A 14,037-nucleotide genomic window follows, 5' to 3' on the forward strand; every position below is an offset into this window, starting at 1 on the left:
CCGCTTTATCTTTTTTATTGAATAGTTCCCCCAACTGCCCATTTTTATCAAGTATTACAGAAACATGCCCTTCGACACCTGCCCGAAAAAAACACGTGTCCTCTACAATCCATTTGTTTGGTCCCGAAAACCGTACCTAAGTATATATAAGACATCATTATGTCTTTATAACATTTCAATAGTACACATTATTTAAATATAGTGTATATTATTTATGAGATCATAAAGCAGGCTAGGAGTACAAGAAAGGATTGAGAAGCGTGATAAACAACATCCATTCACTGGCTGAGGAAATTATTATTTCCGCCCAACCCGATCGAACGATCGATAAGGAAGCTAATAAGGACGGACATCTGCTATGTCCAAGGTGCAACAACAAAACCGGGGAATTCCTAATAGGGGAAGTATGTACTCTTTGCTTGGACGAATTGGAGTTTGGCTATCCTTCCTATCCCTCTTATCCATTAAGTGAATACAATAAAGGCGGCTAATATGAGCCGCCTCTTTTTAATATTCTTACAGCAATAAAGTTCATTCCGCATTGTGTTTTAGGGATTGTATCCTATTCTCTTACTTGACTTACTCCTCCCCGTCTTGGGTCGGCAGCACCAACTATTTGTCCTGTGTCATGCCATCTCATTAATCCGTGAATCCCCCCGTAATACATAGGATCCGCGTTGTTCACTACCTCATATCCAAGCTTGACTAAATCATCCGCCACAGCATCTGGAAGCGGGCTCTCAACATATATCATTTTTTCATCAATAAAAAACCGCGAGGCAGCTACTGCTTCTTCGAGGCCGATCCTTTTTTTTATAACGTTTTCCAAAATGACAGATAGTATCATAGGGATACGCTTGCCTCCTGCCGAGCCAATCACAATGGTTCTTTCATGGTTTCGTATGATCGTCGGACACACGTAACTTTGAGGCCTCTTTCCCGGCTGCACCTGATTAGGGGAGATTGCATCATTCGTAAAATTACGCATTTGATTATTGAGAAAAAATCCGCCTATTTCAATGCCCGGGCCAAAAAAGCCGCCTATTGTATTTGTCGCAGACACACACATTCCATCTTTATCCATAATGGAAAAATGAGTTGTATTAGCAACATCGTCCAACGTAACCGGTATCTCTGATATGATGTCCGGCCTGATGTTGTCAGCCAATAAGCCGATCAGCTCACGGCTAATCAACCTTTGTACCGGCGGAGAACAAAAGTCCGGGTCACCCATCGTGCTTTGTCTCAGCTCATAGCATTTCCTTATGACCTCGCCCCAGTGATGTATATAATAGATAGATTGCTTCTGCTGCTCGTGCAGCTCCAGCAGTTCACTGATCTTTAACGCTTGGATCAACGTTACACCTCCGAAAGGCGGAGGTGATGTGATCACATCGTAATTGTCGTATTCACTGTAGACCGGCTTTTTCATGGACACGCGATAGTCCCGAAAGTCGTCTTGTGTCATTCCGTCTACCATAGCCGAAATTTGTTGCCCCAGCTCGCCCTGATAAAACCAATCGGAACCGTTATCACGAATTGCTCTCATCGTCTTTGCAAGTACCGGCTGCTTCAACCATTCTCCTTGACGAATAGCTTCCCCCTCAGGAAAAAAGCTTGGATGCTGTTCTGCAATCAATTGCGGAGATTTCACCAATTGCCGATGTAAGGCTGCACCGGAGGCAAAACCCGCTTCAGCAACGCTTATAGCAGGATCCATTAAGGTTTCCATATCCAAAGTACCGAATAATTCATGCACCTTCTCCATGCCTTTTACGAAGCCCGGGACCCCAACCTCTGTTGGCGAGATAACCCCCGACATAGGTGCAACTTCCCGGTAATCGCACACTATCGATTCTCGTATCTTTGCAGGCAATATTAGCATGACACCGCCTCCCCCGATCCCGGAAGCATAAGGTTCGACCACGCTCAACATATACGAAACCGCGATAGCGGCATCTGCCGCGTTGCCTCCGGCCTTTAATACGGACATTCCCGCTTCCGTCGCCAGAGGATGTGCTGAACTGACACCATATTGATGCTGATTACCCATAAAAAGACGCCTCTATTTCCCCAAGCGGATAATGGCATGAAACGGATCGATCTAAACCTAACTGACGTAACTGCGGTTCCTCCACGATGCACCGGTCCTGTACGTAGGGACAGCGGGTATGAAATCTGCAGCCTGAAGGTGGATTTAACGGATTTGGAGTTTCCCCCTCCAATGCTTTCTTCTCTTTTCCGCGAAGTTCCGGATCCGAAACGGGTACGGAGGCAAGAAGCCCTTCGGTATAAGGATGTAAAGGACGGTTAAGCAAATCCTCCTTTTTGCTGATTTCCATAATTTTTCCCAGATACATAACTGCGATGCGATCGCTAATGTAGGCAACAGCCGGAAGGCCGTGAGCGATGAAAATGTATGTCAGCTTATAACGCTTCTGTAAAACGGAAAGAAGATTAAGTATTTGTGATTGTATGGACACATCCAGAGCGGACACCGGTTCGTCGCAAACGATCAATTTAGGCTTCAGGGATAATGCTCGTCCGATTCCTACTCTTTGCCGTTGCCCGCCGCTGAATTGATGAGGGAACCTCTCTGCAAAATCCGCAGATAAGCCCACCGCTTCCAGAAGCTTGTATACTTCCTCCTCAAGTTTATCCCCCTTGGCAATCCCGTGTGTACGGAGCGGTTCAGCAATGATATCAAATATTTTCAAACGGGGATTTAATGATGAAAACGGATCTTGAAAAATCATTTGAATATCCTTTCGCTTTTTGCGAAGCGTTTCGCGTGACATTTCGCTAAGATCAGTGTCCTCAAACAAAATTTTCCCGGAGGAAGGCTCTATTAAGTGCATAATCATATTCCCCAACGTCGATTTCCCGCATCCTGATTCACCCACAATACCGAGAGTTTCACCCTCATAAACAGTGAGGCTCACTTGATCTACCGCTTTCAATATTTGCGTTTTTCTTTTTATGAAGCCCTTGGTAATTTCGAAATGCTTGCTCAACTCGTGGACTTTCAGGAGCACTTTGCGTTGTTCTTTCGTTTCCACTATCATCACCTCTTCTCCGCCCATTCTTTTTCGAATTCTTCCTGATACATCAAGCATCTAACCTGATGATCCGACGCTAATTCTGTTAAACGCGGCTCATTACGGCTGCAAGTCCCTGTTGCGAAGGAACAACGCGGATGAAAGCGGCAACCTTCCGGCATGTTCAACGGGTTAGGGACCGAGCCTTCTATGGAATCCAAGGTCTCCAGGATATTGTGCAACTTTGGTATGCTTTTTAACAACCCCCGAGTATAAGGGTGCTTTGGATGTTTGAATAATGTATATACGCTGCATTGTTCGACAACTTGGCCTGCGTACATAACCACAACTCTGTCTGCCATTTCAGCAATTACACCCAAATCATGAGTAATCAAGACTATGGAATTACCTTCATTCTGAATAATTTCTTTCATTATTTTCAAAATTTGCGCTTGTATAGAAACGTCCAAGGCGGTTGTCGGTTCGTCAGCGATCAACACTTTAGGACTGCAGGAAATCGCCATCGCAATCATCGCTCTTTGACGCATACCACCACTTAGTTCGTGGGGATACGATTCGTACACACTTTCAGGCCGGGGTATTTTAACTTTGTTCAACAGCTCCAAAGCGTGTTGCTTTGCCTCTGTCTTGTTCATGTTATTGTGGTTCATAAGTGATTCCTGAATTTGATGGCCGATACGGAAAACCGGATTTAATGCGGTCAGAGGCTCTTGAAAGATCATACCGATTTCCTTGCCTCTAATCTTCCGCATCTCATGATGACTTAATTTCAATAAATCCCGGTCCCGAAAACGAATTTCTCCCTCAACAATTTTTCCCGGACTTTCAATCAACCCCATAATAGAAAGGGAGGTTACGCTTTTGCCTGATCCAGATTCACCCACAATACCAAGTGTTTCCCCCTCTTGTAATGTGAAAGTAACGTCGTCAACAGACGGCACTGCGCCATTATCCGTGAAGAAGTAAGTTTTTAATCCATTAACTTGTAAAATAGGTTGTTTCAATGTATTTCTCCTCCCTCCATGAATGATGCCTACTATTATATGTCTTGAGAACGAGGGTCGAAAATATCACGCAACCAGTCGCCCAAAAATATGATACCTAGCGTCGTGATAGTTATGGCTAGTCCGGGGAAAGTTGCGAGCCCCCAATTAGTAGCCAAGTATTCACGTCCGGTGCTCAGCATTCCGCCCCAAGAAATAGTGGGAGGTTGAATGCCTAAACCCAAGAAACTCAGTGAAGCTTCCGAAATAATGGTGGTCGCCATGCTTAATGTCCCAAGCACACAAAAGGATGAAAACACATTTGGTAATAAATGTCGGATCATAATCATCCCGTCACGTACTCCAATCGATTTAGCGGCTCTGACAAATTCTCTTTCTTTTAGACTTAATACCTCGCTTCGGATAACCCTTGCATAAACTACCCAATTCGTGACACCCAACACAACAATAAGAGTAAACATACCGGGTCCGGTCACTTTCAATATAACTAGAGTGAACAGAATATTAGGAATAGCCAAAAAAGAATCAACTAATCTCATAAAAACATTATCCAGCCATCCGCCGTAATAACCTGAAATCAAACCAATGGATAAACCGATAGCACCCGCCACAATAATCGCGAATAATCCTACAACCAAAGAAACCTGGGAGCCGTATATGATTCTGCTTAACAAATCTCTGCCCAAGTTATCGGTACCAAGAACATACTGCATGCTTCCGCCGTCCAACCAAAAAGGAGGGGCAAGCATATCGGTTATATGTTGTTCTGAAGGATCATAAGGAGCCAACCACGGTGCAAATAACGCCGTAAAGATAACGATAGACATAATTACAAAGCCGATCGTACCTGTTTTACTTTTGAGCAACAATCTAAACCAAAAGAAGATACGGTGATTTTCTTTTTTGTTTTTCTTTATGAGTCGACTCGCCGGAACTGCTTGCTCACTACTTATCATCCGTCTTCTCCCCTTATCTGTACTTGATACGCGGATCGAGCCATCCGACAAGAATATCCGTTACTATGTTAATCAATATGACGGACACAGCTACAACAAATATAGCAGCTTGTACAACTGCCATGTCTTTTGAATTAACAGATTGTACAATTAATTGGCCTAATCCTGGCCATGCAAAGATGGCTTCCGTAACTAGAGCACCGCCGATCATACCGCCAATCTGCATCATAATGATCGTAACGACCGGAATCAAAGCATTTCTGAATGCATGCTTGTAGATGACAACAGAATTCTTTAATCCTTTACTCTTTGCCGTTCTAACGTAATCCTGATGTAAGGAGTCAAGTAAACTCGAACGAGTTAACCGGGCAATATAAGCGGCATTACCGAATCCAAGCGTAATCGCCGGCAGAATGAGATGTAAGAATGTGCCGCTTCCCGAAACCGGTAACCACTGAAGGTTGACACCGAACACGAGAACAAGCATAATCCCAAACCAAAAATGGGGCATCGCCTTTCCGAGAACGGTTCCTGTCGTTACAAAAAGTTCGAGAATAGAGTTTTTGTGTGTTGCGGACAATATTCCAAGCGGTACTGCCAAACAAATTGCGATTATTTTGGCGGCTACTGCCAGCTCTAATGTAACAGGCAGCCTTTCCAGCACCAACTCCAGCGCATCCTGATTAAACCGGAATGATTTACCGAAATCACCATGCAGCACATTCCATAAGTAGGTCGCATATTGAACATAGAATGGTTTATCTAAATTTAAAGCTTTCCGGAGTGCATCCATATCTTCTTGGGTAGCGTCCTCCGGAAGCATTAATGCAACAGGATCCCCGGATAAGTGCATCAAGACAAATACGATAGAAACGATGATCAACAACACGGGAACCATCTGTGCCAATCGTCTTAGGGCATAACTTCTCATGGAATTCACTTCCTTATGTTATTATGCGAACAAGTTGTTAAGTAATATTGAAAAGATAGGGGCATAAATATTGCCCCTATTGAAAGATCAGCTTTTAAATAAGCAAATATCAGCGTTTTGAAATTTCGTATACTTTGTACATTTCGTCTAAACGAGGGGTGAAGTTCACAGATTTACTTGCTCCGTAGCTGTTATGCTCCAGATACAGGTACAATCTCAAAAATTGATTCGCTTCCACTTGTTGTGCCATTTGATACTGAGAGTCCCTTTCACCTTGATTCATGTTCTTTTCAGCTTTTTTCAATATCTCTTCCAACTCCGGACTGCTAAGACCCAAATTAGTTAAGCTTCGTACCGAAGTGAGATGCTCGCTGACCATAGTGAAAGCATCGAAGTTAGAGTTCGCCAGCCAAACCATATGTAAATCACTGACTTTGTTTACTTTTCTTATTTCTTCATAAACACTAAATTCAAGTAATTCCAATTTCACCTTAATACCTACTTTAGCCAGCATACCGACTATCATCTCGGTAACTTCCTTGTCTTTTGCATAACGTCCTGTGGTCGATTGCATCGTCAGTTCCAAGCCATTTTCGTATCCTGCTTCTTTCAATAATTCCTTAGCACGCTTTTCATCATATACAGCAACATTGAACAATTTTGGATTTGCCCCGAAATTACCTGGCGTAATGCGTGTTCGCGTTGTAGTACCCAAACCGCCTAATAATTTATCAATGATCAGCTTCTTATCTATTGCCAACTCAACGGCTTCCCTGACTCTCAAATCTGCCATTGGAGATTTTGGATTAGTAACTTTTGGAACAAGAAATGCTACACGGTTCGAAGCGCCGCTTACGATCTCGGTTTTATCATTTCCTTTCACACGTGGCCAATCATTGCTGCCGACTGAGGGAATTATATCAACTCCACCCGTTAAAAGCTCTCCAACTCTTGTCGAGCCTTCAGGAAGAATACGGAACACTACCTGGCTCCAATCTTTTGCGGCACCTTCAAAGTATTGCTCATAAGGCTCTAACTTAAGGTGGCTGCCTTTTTTCCACTCAACAAACTTAAACGGTCCTGTTCCAACAGGCTGCTGGTTGAAGGAATCCATTCCCTTTTCTTCTATGTATTTTTTCGGTAAAATTGCAGCACTTGTGCGGGCAATGACACTCAAGAAAAGCGGGTTTGGTCCGTCCGTAATAAATTGTACCTTGTACGGATCAATAATCTTCACTTCTTTAATTGATTTGTAATATACACTTTCGCCCAGCGTTTTCTCAGCAACTGCTCTTTCGAAGGAAAACTTGACATCCTCTGCAGTCATTTCTGTGCCGTTATGAAACTTAATGCCCTTTTTAAGATCAAATTCCCATGTCGTATCGTTTACTTTTTTATAACTTTCTGCCAAATCAGTGCTGATGTTTCCTTTAGCGTCGCGTTTTAATAATGTATTGTACATGTTATTGACTGCCATCCATGTTACAAAATCATTATGGGCGTAAAGATCCATGGATTTGACCTCTGTAGGCAGCGCGATTGTCAGTGGACGCTTTTCATCCTTCTTGTCGGGTTGAGCCGTATTATTCTTACTAGTGGTACAACCCGCCAGCAAAACTGCAAATGCAATAAAACATAAAAGAGCGGCTTTAATAGAATGCTTCATATATATATCCCCCTATTATTTTTTTCACAACATAACAACAGCCACAATAAAGAAAAGCCGGATCACTAATGTTGACAAGCCTGGACGAAAGCATTAAACAGTTTCAGAGAGTAAATATCGTTCTTGCCGGTCAAATTTTCCGGATGCCATTGCACGCCCAAAACAAAACGGTGCGTCTTGCATTCAAATCCCTCAATGATACCGTCACTGGCTCTTGCGCATACTTCAAACCCTTCAGCAACTTTTCTTACCGCTTGATGGTGGTAGCTGTTCACCTTAAAACGGGTGGATTGAACAGCTTGATGGAGCAGCGAGTTTTCTGCAACATCTACAAAATGCGTTACGTGGCTCCGGGGCGCATTTTGTCTATGCTGCAAAAGCTGATGATCATGTTGGGCATAAATGTCCTGAAAGAGATCCCCGCCAGCAGAAACGTTAATCATTTGACTGCCTCTGCAGATGCCCAGGATTGGTTTGTCTAATTTCAAAAATTTGCTTATCATCATAATTTCGAAATGATCCCTTTCAGGGCATACTTCACCTAATTCCGGATGAGGTTCTTCTCCGAAAATATTGGGATCAACATCTCCTCCTCCAGTAACCAATAAGCCGTCAATTGATTCCACCAGCCGGTCTACTTCTGAATCCTCCGATAAATTAGGCAACACGATCGGCACTCCGCCCGCTTTTACAATTGCACGAATATTACTCAACCCGGTAGTCAGCAGTTTCTCATCTCTGATATTCGATGTAATTCCAATAATAGGTTTCAATTCATACACTCCTTCTGAAAAATACCACGAGTTTATATATCTTTATTAGCGGAAATCCTTCGGCACTTTTTTGGCTACACCCGTACGAATAGCCGCTTCAATTACCCGGTTCCGAACTGCGCTAACTACTTTATGATTAAATACGCTTGGTATAATATGACTCTTGCTTCTGTCCTCGTCAGTAATGATCGAGGCGATAGCTTCGGCTGCTGCAAACTTCATTTCTTCATTGATTGTAACTGCTCTGCAATCCAAGGCCGCACGAAATATTCCTGGAAAACAAAGCACGTTGTTGATTTGATTCGGATAATCCGATCGTCCTGTTGCAATTACCGCAGCTATATCTTCGATATCCTCCGGGAGAATTTCCGGATCGGGATTGGCCATGGCGAACACGATTGGATTTGCCGCCATCGTCATGACATCCTCTCTCGTTAACAAACCTCCAGAGGAAAGACCGATAAATACATCTGCTCCTCTTAACGCATCGCGTAAGGTGCCCGAAAGCCGCTTTGGATTCGTTTCCATTGCGAACCATTCCTTCATCGGATTATCATACTTTTGGTCAGCGGTCAGTATCCCCCGCCGGTCAACGCCCACGATCTCCTTTACACCTGCGGCAAGCAACATACGGGTACAGGCCACCCCGGCAGCGCCAACCCCGCATACAACAACCTTGATCTCCTCCATAGATCTGTTCACGAGTTTCAAAGCATTGAGCAACCCTGCATACATGACAACCGCTGTCCCATGCTGGTCATCATGAAAAACCGGAATATCCAATTCTTCACGCAGCCGTTTTTCAATCTCAAAACACCGTGGCGCTGAAATGTCTTCAAGATTAATCCCGCCGAATACGGTGGCTATATGCTTTACGGTTTGGATAATTTCTTCCGTATCCTGAGTACTGATACAGATCGGGAAGGCGTCTACTCCGGCAAATTGTTTAAACAAGACCGCCTTTCCTTCCATGACCGGCATAGCTGCACTGGGCCCAATGTTTCCAAGCCCGAGAACAGCACTTCCGTCAGAGACCACAGCTACTGTATTTTTCTTGATGCTGAGAGTAAACGCTTTGGCAGGATCTTCTTTGATCGCCATACATACTCTGGCTACATCCGGTGTATACACCCGGGACAAATCGTCACGGTTTTGAACCGGGCTTTTGGGCACTGTCGAAATTTTTCCACCAAGATGCAGCAGAAAGGTACGGTCGGATACATGGATCAGCTTTATCCCTGGGATTCTAGAAACCGCTTCCTCAATTTTACCGATTTGCCCTGCGTCAGCGGCATTTATCGTGAGGTCTCTTACTGAGATATTCTTTCCCGCATCCACCAGATCAATGGCTATGATGTCCCCCCCTGCCCCTGTAATGCCTGTCGCAACCTCACCGAATTTGATATGAGAGTCCATTTCAATACGCAGTATAATATTTTCTCCTTTATTAAAGGCTATTTTCCCCATACTCTTTCCCCTCTCACAGCGCTTATGAAAACGCTTTACTATGTTTATAGTTTAATACGACATGAGAAAAATTGGAAATACTGCTTCCTTATAAATATATAAGTAGAAATTATTAATTGTCGTTATCCTGATAGTGTTTCGAACAATTCCGGTTACAAAAGCAGATTGAAATGCTATAATAAATTGTCGAATCATATTGTCATATATTAGGAGATAGCTCATATGCAAGTAAGTTATTTGTCATTACGTTATTTTATGGAAGTCGCTTTTTGTCTTAACTTCAGCCATGCAGCCCAGAAATTGCATATTTCCCAGCCCGGATTGAGCCAGCAAATCACAGCGCTCGAAAAAGAACTCGGCATTAAACTGTTGAACCGTTCGACCCGAAACGTTACATTGACCGCAGAAGGCGATTATCTTCATAAAAATCTTTTACCCTCATTCGATAACATTGAAAAAACCATCTCGCAGCTTGTGGAAGCCGGAACTGTCCCGCAAACGACTATTCGAATCGCGACCGTTCCGTCCGCTGCAAGCAATATGGTCCCTTACCTTATTAAAAAATTAAAAGAAGAGCATCCGTTAATCGAATTTTATATCAAGGAGACAACCTCCGTTCACGCAGCCGAGCTTGTACAGAAAAGCGAATATGATCTCGCCTTTATCCGAACTCCTATAGACCTCAAACAGACGATACAGCCGCCGCTTAAGTGGTTAGAGTTTTCCAAGCATCCTATGAAGGTGGCTTTATCCTGCCAGCATCCGGCAGCCGTACAAGATGAGATCGATCTTTACGAGCTTAAAAACGAAACTTTTTTACATTATGACCCTAAGCATTCGCCGTCTCTTTATTATTTGCTGGAGCATGCATGCCTTACCGCAGGATTCATTCCAAAAACCATCGGGGCCGGGCCGGAAATTTTGACCATTGCCAATCTGATCTCCAATGGAATCGGGATTACCTTAATGCCGCAGGATATGCTGGAACTTTTAAATTCTTACAAGATCAAAGCTATTGCATTGAAAAACCTGTCTCTTTTCAGTTCGATTTCTGTCATTTGGAACGACGTAAGCGTACCTTTAATTACGAAGGACGCATTGTCTATATTGGAGCATTTACCGCATTACACTACAAAAGAGTCTATGAAATCCAAGACATTATCATCTCAAACCGTAGGACAGCATCCATCATGAATCGGGATGCTGTTTTTTTAATGGCGAAAACGGTCTCTCAACCTTGAGGGCCTGGCATAACTCTACTTATAATCCCTGATTATAAATGTATAATATATTCATATTTTCACTTTATTTCTGATGATGTTACATTGTTCATGAAATACATTTAAGAGAGGGGTAAGGTTCATGAATTCTGTAAAAATGAATGTCATTTCCTATGGCTTAGGTCCAATAGGCATCAAAATTATGCAAAGCTGTTTGCAATCCGATCATATTCGGTTAATTGGTGCGGTTGATATTGATCCTCAAAAAATCGGAAGGGATGTAGGAGAACTAGCAGAGAGTACTGCTGTGGGGATTAATGTTGTTCAGAGTTTAGATGAAATCGATACGGCACGGCTGGAGGGGCGCAAACTTGCACTCCATGCAACAGGATCCAACCTGCCACAGGTTTGGCCGCAAATTAAGCAGTTACTTGATCAAGGATATTCCGTCATTTCTACCTGTGAACAATTAGCTTATCCATGGCACCGCTATTCGGAATTGTCCAAAGAAATTGATTTATATGCACGCGATAAAAGGCAGTTTGTAATTGGTACCGGAGTTAATCCGGGATATATCATGGATTCTATGACTTTATTTTCCACTTCTGTGACGCAATCGTTGTCGAAAATTAAAATCTACCGTAAGGTAGATGTTTCCAAACGCCGTATTCCACTGCAGAAAAAAGTGGGTATCGGTATGTCACCGGAAGAATTTCACCAGCTTGCACAAAACGACCGCATAGGTCATGTCGGACTTGAGGAATCATTGCGTCTTGTTGCTTATGGTTTGAATCTGACCTTAACCGAAGTTATTAACAAGATTGAACCAACCATCTCCCAAGAAGACACTGTCTTAGCAATAGGACCCTTAAGTAAAAATGAAGTAAACGGCTTGCATCAAAATTCAACGGGTTCTACGAAAGAAGGGATACCCATTGAATTGGACCTGATTATGTCTGTAGACGTTGTTACGGAGGACAGGATCATTCTGGAAACGAATGATATGGGTACTGTAGAGTTTGTTGTCCCACAAGGTATTTTTGGCGACACCGCTACCATCAATGTTGTAGTTAACACCGCAAAAACGATGCATTCGTCTAATCAGGTTGGTTTGTTAACCATGGCAGACATTCGGCTTACCAGAAATTTAATGTAAGGTACACGTTCTATTTTTAAAAATATCATTTCAAACATATAAAACAACTAATCCCTTGCCTTTCATACAAGCATGGGGTTATTTTTTTAGAAATTTAGGCGAATATATAACCCCTAATTATAGAAATATAAGTATTTCGTATTTCATTTAAGAAATTTTCAATGTTACAATTCAAAAAAGAAAGCGTTTACAAAATTATCCTGTTCAATTTCTTGCATATTAGAAAGGAGGTGAGGCCATGAGCTCTACATTAGTTTTCCAGTTTTACTAACGTTTTTTCTATGGATTTGTTAGTTAGGTTCGTTTTAGAACAACGATGCTAATTTCGTACAGGATCTATATTTCGATACGATTAGGAGGAGATTTTATGTCTACGTTACAGAAGCAGAAGCGCTTATTAAAGAAAAGCATTTTTTGGAGTTTATTGATGAGCGTACTTTTCCTTGTATTATTTAATACGAATGTCCTTGCAGCACTTCCCGCACCCACCGGACTTAAGGCTAATTCCGGGAATGGCCAAGTGACTCTGTATTGGAATGCCGTATCCGGCGCTGTTAAACATAAGATTTCGCGGGCTACCTCCAGCGATGGCAAATACAAGCACATTGCCAACAATATTACATCGACGTCTTTTACCAATACCGGGGTAGACAACGGGACTACTTACTGGTATAAGGTGGCGGCTATCGATTCCGAGGGAAACACAAGTGAGTATTCCAGCGCTGTTTCAGCCAAACCGAGTGCGGTTCCAGCTGCACCGACCGCATTGATAGCAGTATCGGATGATGGACAAGCTGTTCTCTCTTGGGAAGCATCGGGCAGCAATACGAGCTATACGGTTAAGATGAAAACATCCTCGACCGGGTCTTATTCGACTGTGGCAAGCGGAGTAAACAATACGACATTTACCAAATCAGGCTTGACAAACGGCTCTATATATTACTTTGCCGTCAACGCTACCAACTCCGGCGGTACCAGCGCCGATTCGAATGTCGCTAGGGTTACTCCTGTGGCCCCGCCTGCAAGCAGCGTCTATTGGCCTCTAAGCTTTTCAACTGCTGTCAATGGGGACGAAATCCGCTATCCATACGGTCCCCGCAGGCCCGGGGATTATGATTACCATGGTGGGATCGACATAAATGCTCCGGAAGGCACCCCTGTCTATGCCATGATGGATGGAACCGTAACTAATATTACTCCGGATAACGGCAGCTCAGGTCCCGGCAACAAAGTCCTTGTCAATCACGGAAATAAACATTGGACCGGTTATTTACATCTTAGCGCGTTCGCTTCGGGACTGACTGTGGGTCAAACGGTTCAAGCCGGCGATCTGATTGGATATGTGGGGCACACCGGCGCGAATTCCGACCATTTACACATTACTTACATGGTAGGACTAACCTCCGAAACCAATAACGAATCCAGAAGCAAGAACCCGTTGGAAATACTGCCTCATAGCCAACCGACGGTCACCGCAGCGTTCCGCACCGATACAAGCAATACAGTTGACATCAACATCCCTGTCCAACAGAGCACTATTCGCTGGATCATTCTGAAGGGCCAAGGACAAACAATAATCGCAGATTACTATGATATCGTTGGCCAAGGTTCAACGAACCGTAACAATCAGAGCCAGTATGGCATGTATATTGACGTTGACGCTCCTGTCGATCCATACCCGGCAGGCGGAGGAAATCTGCATCTTTTTGTGCGGCCTGATCCTTCTTCCTCCTTCGTCGCGGACAGAATTATCATTAAAGACTTTAACGGTAACACACTGATTGACGAGACAAAATAAAAAAGTC

12 protein-coding genes are annotated in these 14,037 nt (G+C 43.3%); 4 read left to right on the plus strand and 8 right to left on the minus strand.

Annotated elements, in window-relative coordinates:
• Nucleotides 1-251: 251 nt before the first annotated feature.
• Nucleotides 252-491 carry a hypothetical protein gene (locus QFZ77_RS34705; protein WP_307447650.1) on the plus strand — a complete coding sequence of 80 codons (240 nt, stop codon included), beginning with the start codon at nucleotides 252-254 and terminating at the stop codon, nucleotides 489-491.
• A gap of 71 nt (nucleotides 492-562) precedes the next feature.
• Here QFZ77_RS34705 and QFZ77_RS34710 read toward each other — a convergent pair whose 3' ends face one another.
• From QFZ77_RS34710 to QFZ77_RS34745, 8 genes are all read right to left on the minus strand, one after another.
• Complete coding sequence (locus QFZ77_RS34710) at nucleotides 563-2,053, minus strand: gamma-glutamyltransferase family protein (RefSeq protein ID WP_307447653.1); 1,491 nt, start codon at nucleotides 2,051-2,053, stop codon at nucleotides 563-565.
• Nucleotides 2,046-3,065 (minus strand): ABC transporter ATP-binding protein, encoded by a 1,020-nt coding sequence (locus tag QFZ77_RS34715; protein ID WP_307447656.1) that lies wholly within the window; start codon nucleotides 3,063-3,065, stop codon nucleotides 2,046-2,048. The genes QFZ77_RS34710 and QFZ77_RS34715 overlap by 8 nt, the downstream gene beginning before the upstream one ends.
• Nucleotides 3,065-4,063: an ABC transporter ATP-binding protein gene (locus QFZ77_RS34720; protein ID WP_307447659.1), complete on the minus strand. Its 999-nt coding sequence runs from the start codon at nucleotides 4,061-4,063 to the stop codon at nucleotides 3,065-3,067. Before QFZ77_RS34720 ends, QFZ77_RS34715 begins: the two co-directional genes overlap by 1 nt.
• Before the next feature lie 35 nt (nucleotides 4,064-4,098).
• Complete coding sequence (locus tag QFZ77_RS34725; protein ID WP_307447662.1) at nucleotides 4,099-5,019, minus strand: ABC transporter permease; 921 nt, start codon at nucleotides 5,017-5,019, stop codon at nucleotides 4,099-4,101.
• A 13-nt stretch (nucleotides 5,020-5,032) separates the two neighbouring features.
• The gene (locus tag QFZ77_RS34730; protein ID WP_307447664.1) at nucleotides 5,033-5,950 is read right to left on the minus strand and encodes an ABC transporter permease; all 918 of its coding nucleotides are present in this window, start codon (nucleotides 5,948-5,950) and stop codon (nucleotides 5,033-5,035) included.
• Nucleotides 5,951-6,059: 109 nt separating this feature from the next.
• Nucleotides 6,060-7,616: an ABC transporter substrate-binding protein gene (locus QFZ77_RS34735; protein ID WP_307447667.1), complete on the minus strand. Its 1,557-nt coding sequence runs from the start codon at nucleotides 7,614-7,616 to the stop codon at nucleotides 6,060-6,062.
• A gap of 65 nt (nucleotides 7,617-7,681) precedes the next feature.
• A complete protein-coding gene (locus QFZ77_RS34740) occupies nucleotides 7,682-8,389 on the minus strand; it encodes a gamma-glutamyl-gamma-aminobutyrate hydrolase family protein (RefSeq protein WP_307447669.1) in 708 nt (235 codons plus the stop codon).
• 45 nt (nucleotides 8,390-8,434) lie between these two features.
• Nucleotides 8,435-9,856 (minus strand): NAD-dependent malic enzyme, encoded by a 1,422-nt coding sequence (locus QFZ77_RS34745; protein ID WP_307447673.1) that lies wholly within the window; start codon nucleotides 9,854-9,856, stop codon nucleotides 8,435-8,437.
• Nucleotides 9,857-10,078: 222 nt separating this feature from the next.
• On the opposite strand from QFZ77_RS34745, the gene QFZ77_RS34750 reads away from it, so the two are divergent.
• The 3 genes from QFZ77_RS34750 to QFZ77_RS34760 all read left to right on the plus strand — a co-directional run bounded on the left by QFZ77_RS34750 (nucleotide 10,079) and on the right by QFZ77_RS34760 (nucleotide 14,030).
• Entirely contained in the window at nucleotides 10,079-11,050 is a 972-nt protein-coding gene (locus tag QFZ77_RS34750; RefSeq protein ID WP_307447676.1) for a LysR family transcriptional regulator, read from the plus strand.
• 168 nt (nucleotides 11,051-11,218) lie between these two features.
• Nucleotides 11,219-12,232: a hypothetical protein gene (locus QFZ77_RS34755; RefSeq protein ID WP_307447679.1), complete on the plus strand. Its 1,014-nt coding sequence runs from the start codon at nucleotides 11,219-11,221 to the stop codon at nucleotides 12,230-12,232.
• Between the two features lie 367 nt (nucleotides 12,233-12,599).
• The gene (locus tag QFZ77_RS34760) at nucleotides 12,600-14,030 is read left to right on the plus strand and encodes a peptidoglycan DD-metalloendopeptidase family protein (protein ID WP_307447682.1); all 1,431 of its coding nucleotides are present in this window, start codon (nucleotides 12,600-12,602) and stop codon (nucleotides 14,028-14,030) included.
• Nucleotides 14,031-14,037 lie beyond the last annotated feature (7 nt).

Source organism: Paenibacillus sp. V4I3, from assembly GCF_030817215.1.
In the GTDB taxonomy this organism is placed as follows: domain Bacteria; phylum Bacillota; class Bacilli; order Paenibacillales; family NBRC-103111; genus Paenibacillus_E.

Bases quoted from the DNA above. Each gene is read 5' to 3' on its own strand.
- QFZ77_RS34710 (WP_307447653.1), bottom strand. From the start codon at position 2,053: ATGGGTAATCAGCATCAATATGGTGTCAGTTCAGCACATCCTCTGGCG.
- QFZ77_RS34735 (WP_307447667.1), bottom strand. From the start codon at position 7,616: ATGAAGCATTCTATTAAAGCCGCTCTTTTATGTTTTATTGCATTTGCA.
- QFZ77_RS34750 (WP_307447676.1), top strand. From the start codon at position 10,079: ATGCAAGTAAGTTATTTGTCATTACGTTATTTTATGGAAGTCGCTTTT.
- QFZ77_RS34745 (WP_307447673.1), bottom strand. From the start codon at position 9,856: ATGGGGAAAATAGCCTTTAATAAAGGAGAAAATATTATACTGCGTATT.
- QFZ77_RS34755 (WP_307447679.1), top strand. From the start codon at position 11,219: ATGAATTCTGTAAAAATGAATGTCATTTCCTATGGCTTAGGTCCAATA.
- QFZ77_RS34730 (WP_307447664.1), bottom strand. From the start codon at position 5,950: ATGAGAAGTTATGCCCTAAGACGATTGGCACAGATGGTTCCCGTGTTG.
- QFZ77_RS34715 (WP_307447656.1), bottom strand. From the start codon at position 3,065: ATGATAGTGGAAACGAAAGAACAACGCAAAGTGCTCCTGAAAGTCCAC.
- QFZ77_RS34760 (WP_307447682.1), top strand. From the start codon at position 12,600: ATGTCTACGTTACAGAAGCAGAAGCGCTTATTAAAGAAAAGCATTTTT.
- QFZ77_RS34725 (WP_307447662.1), bottom strand. From the start codon at position 5,019: ATGATAAGTAGTGAGCAAGCAGTTCCGGCGAGTCGACTCATAAAGAAA.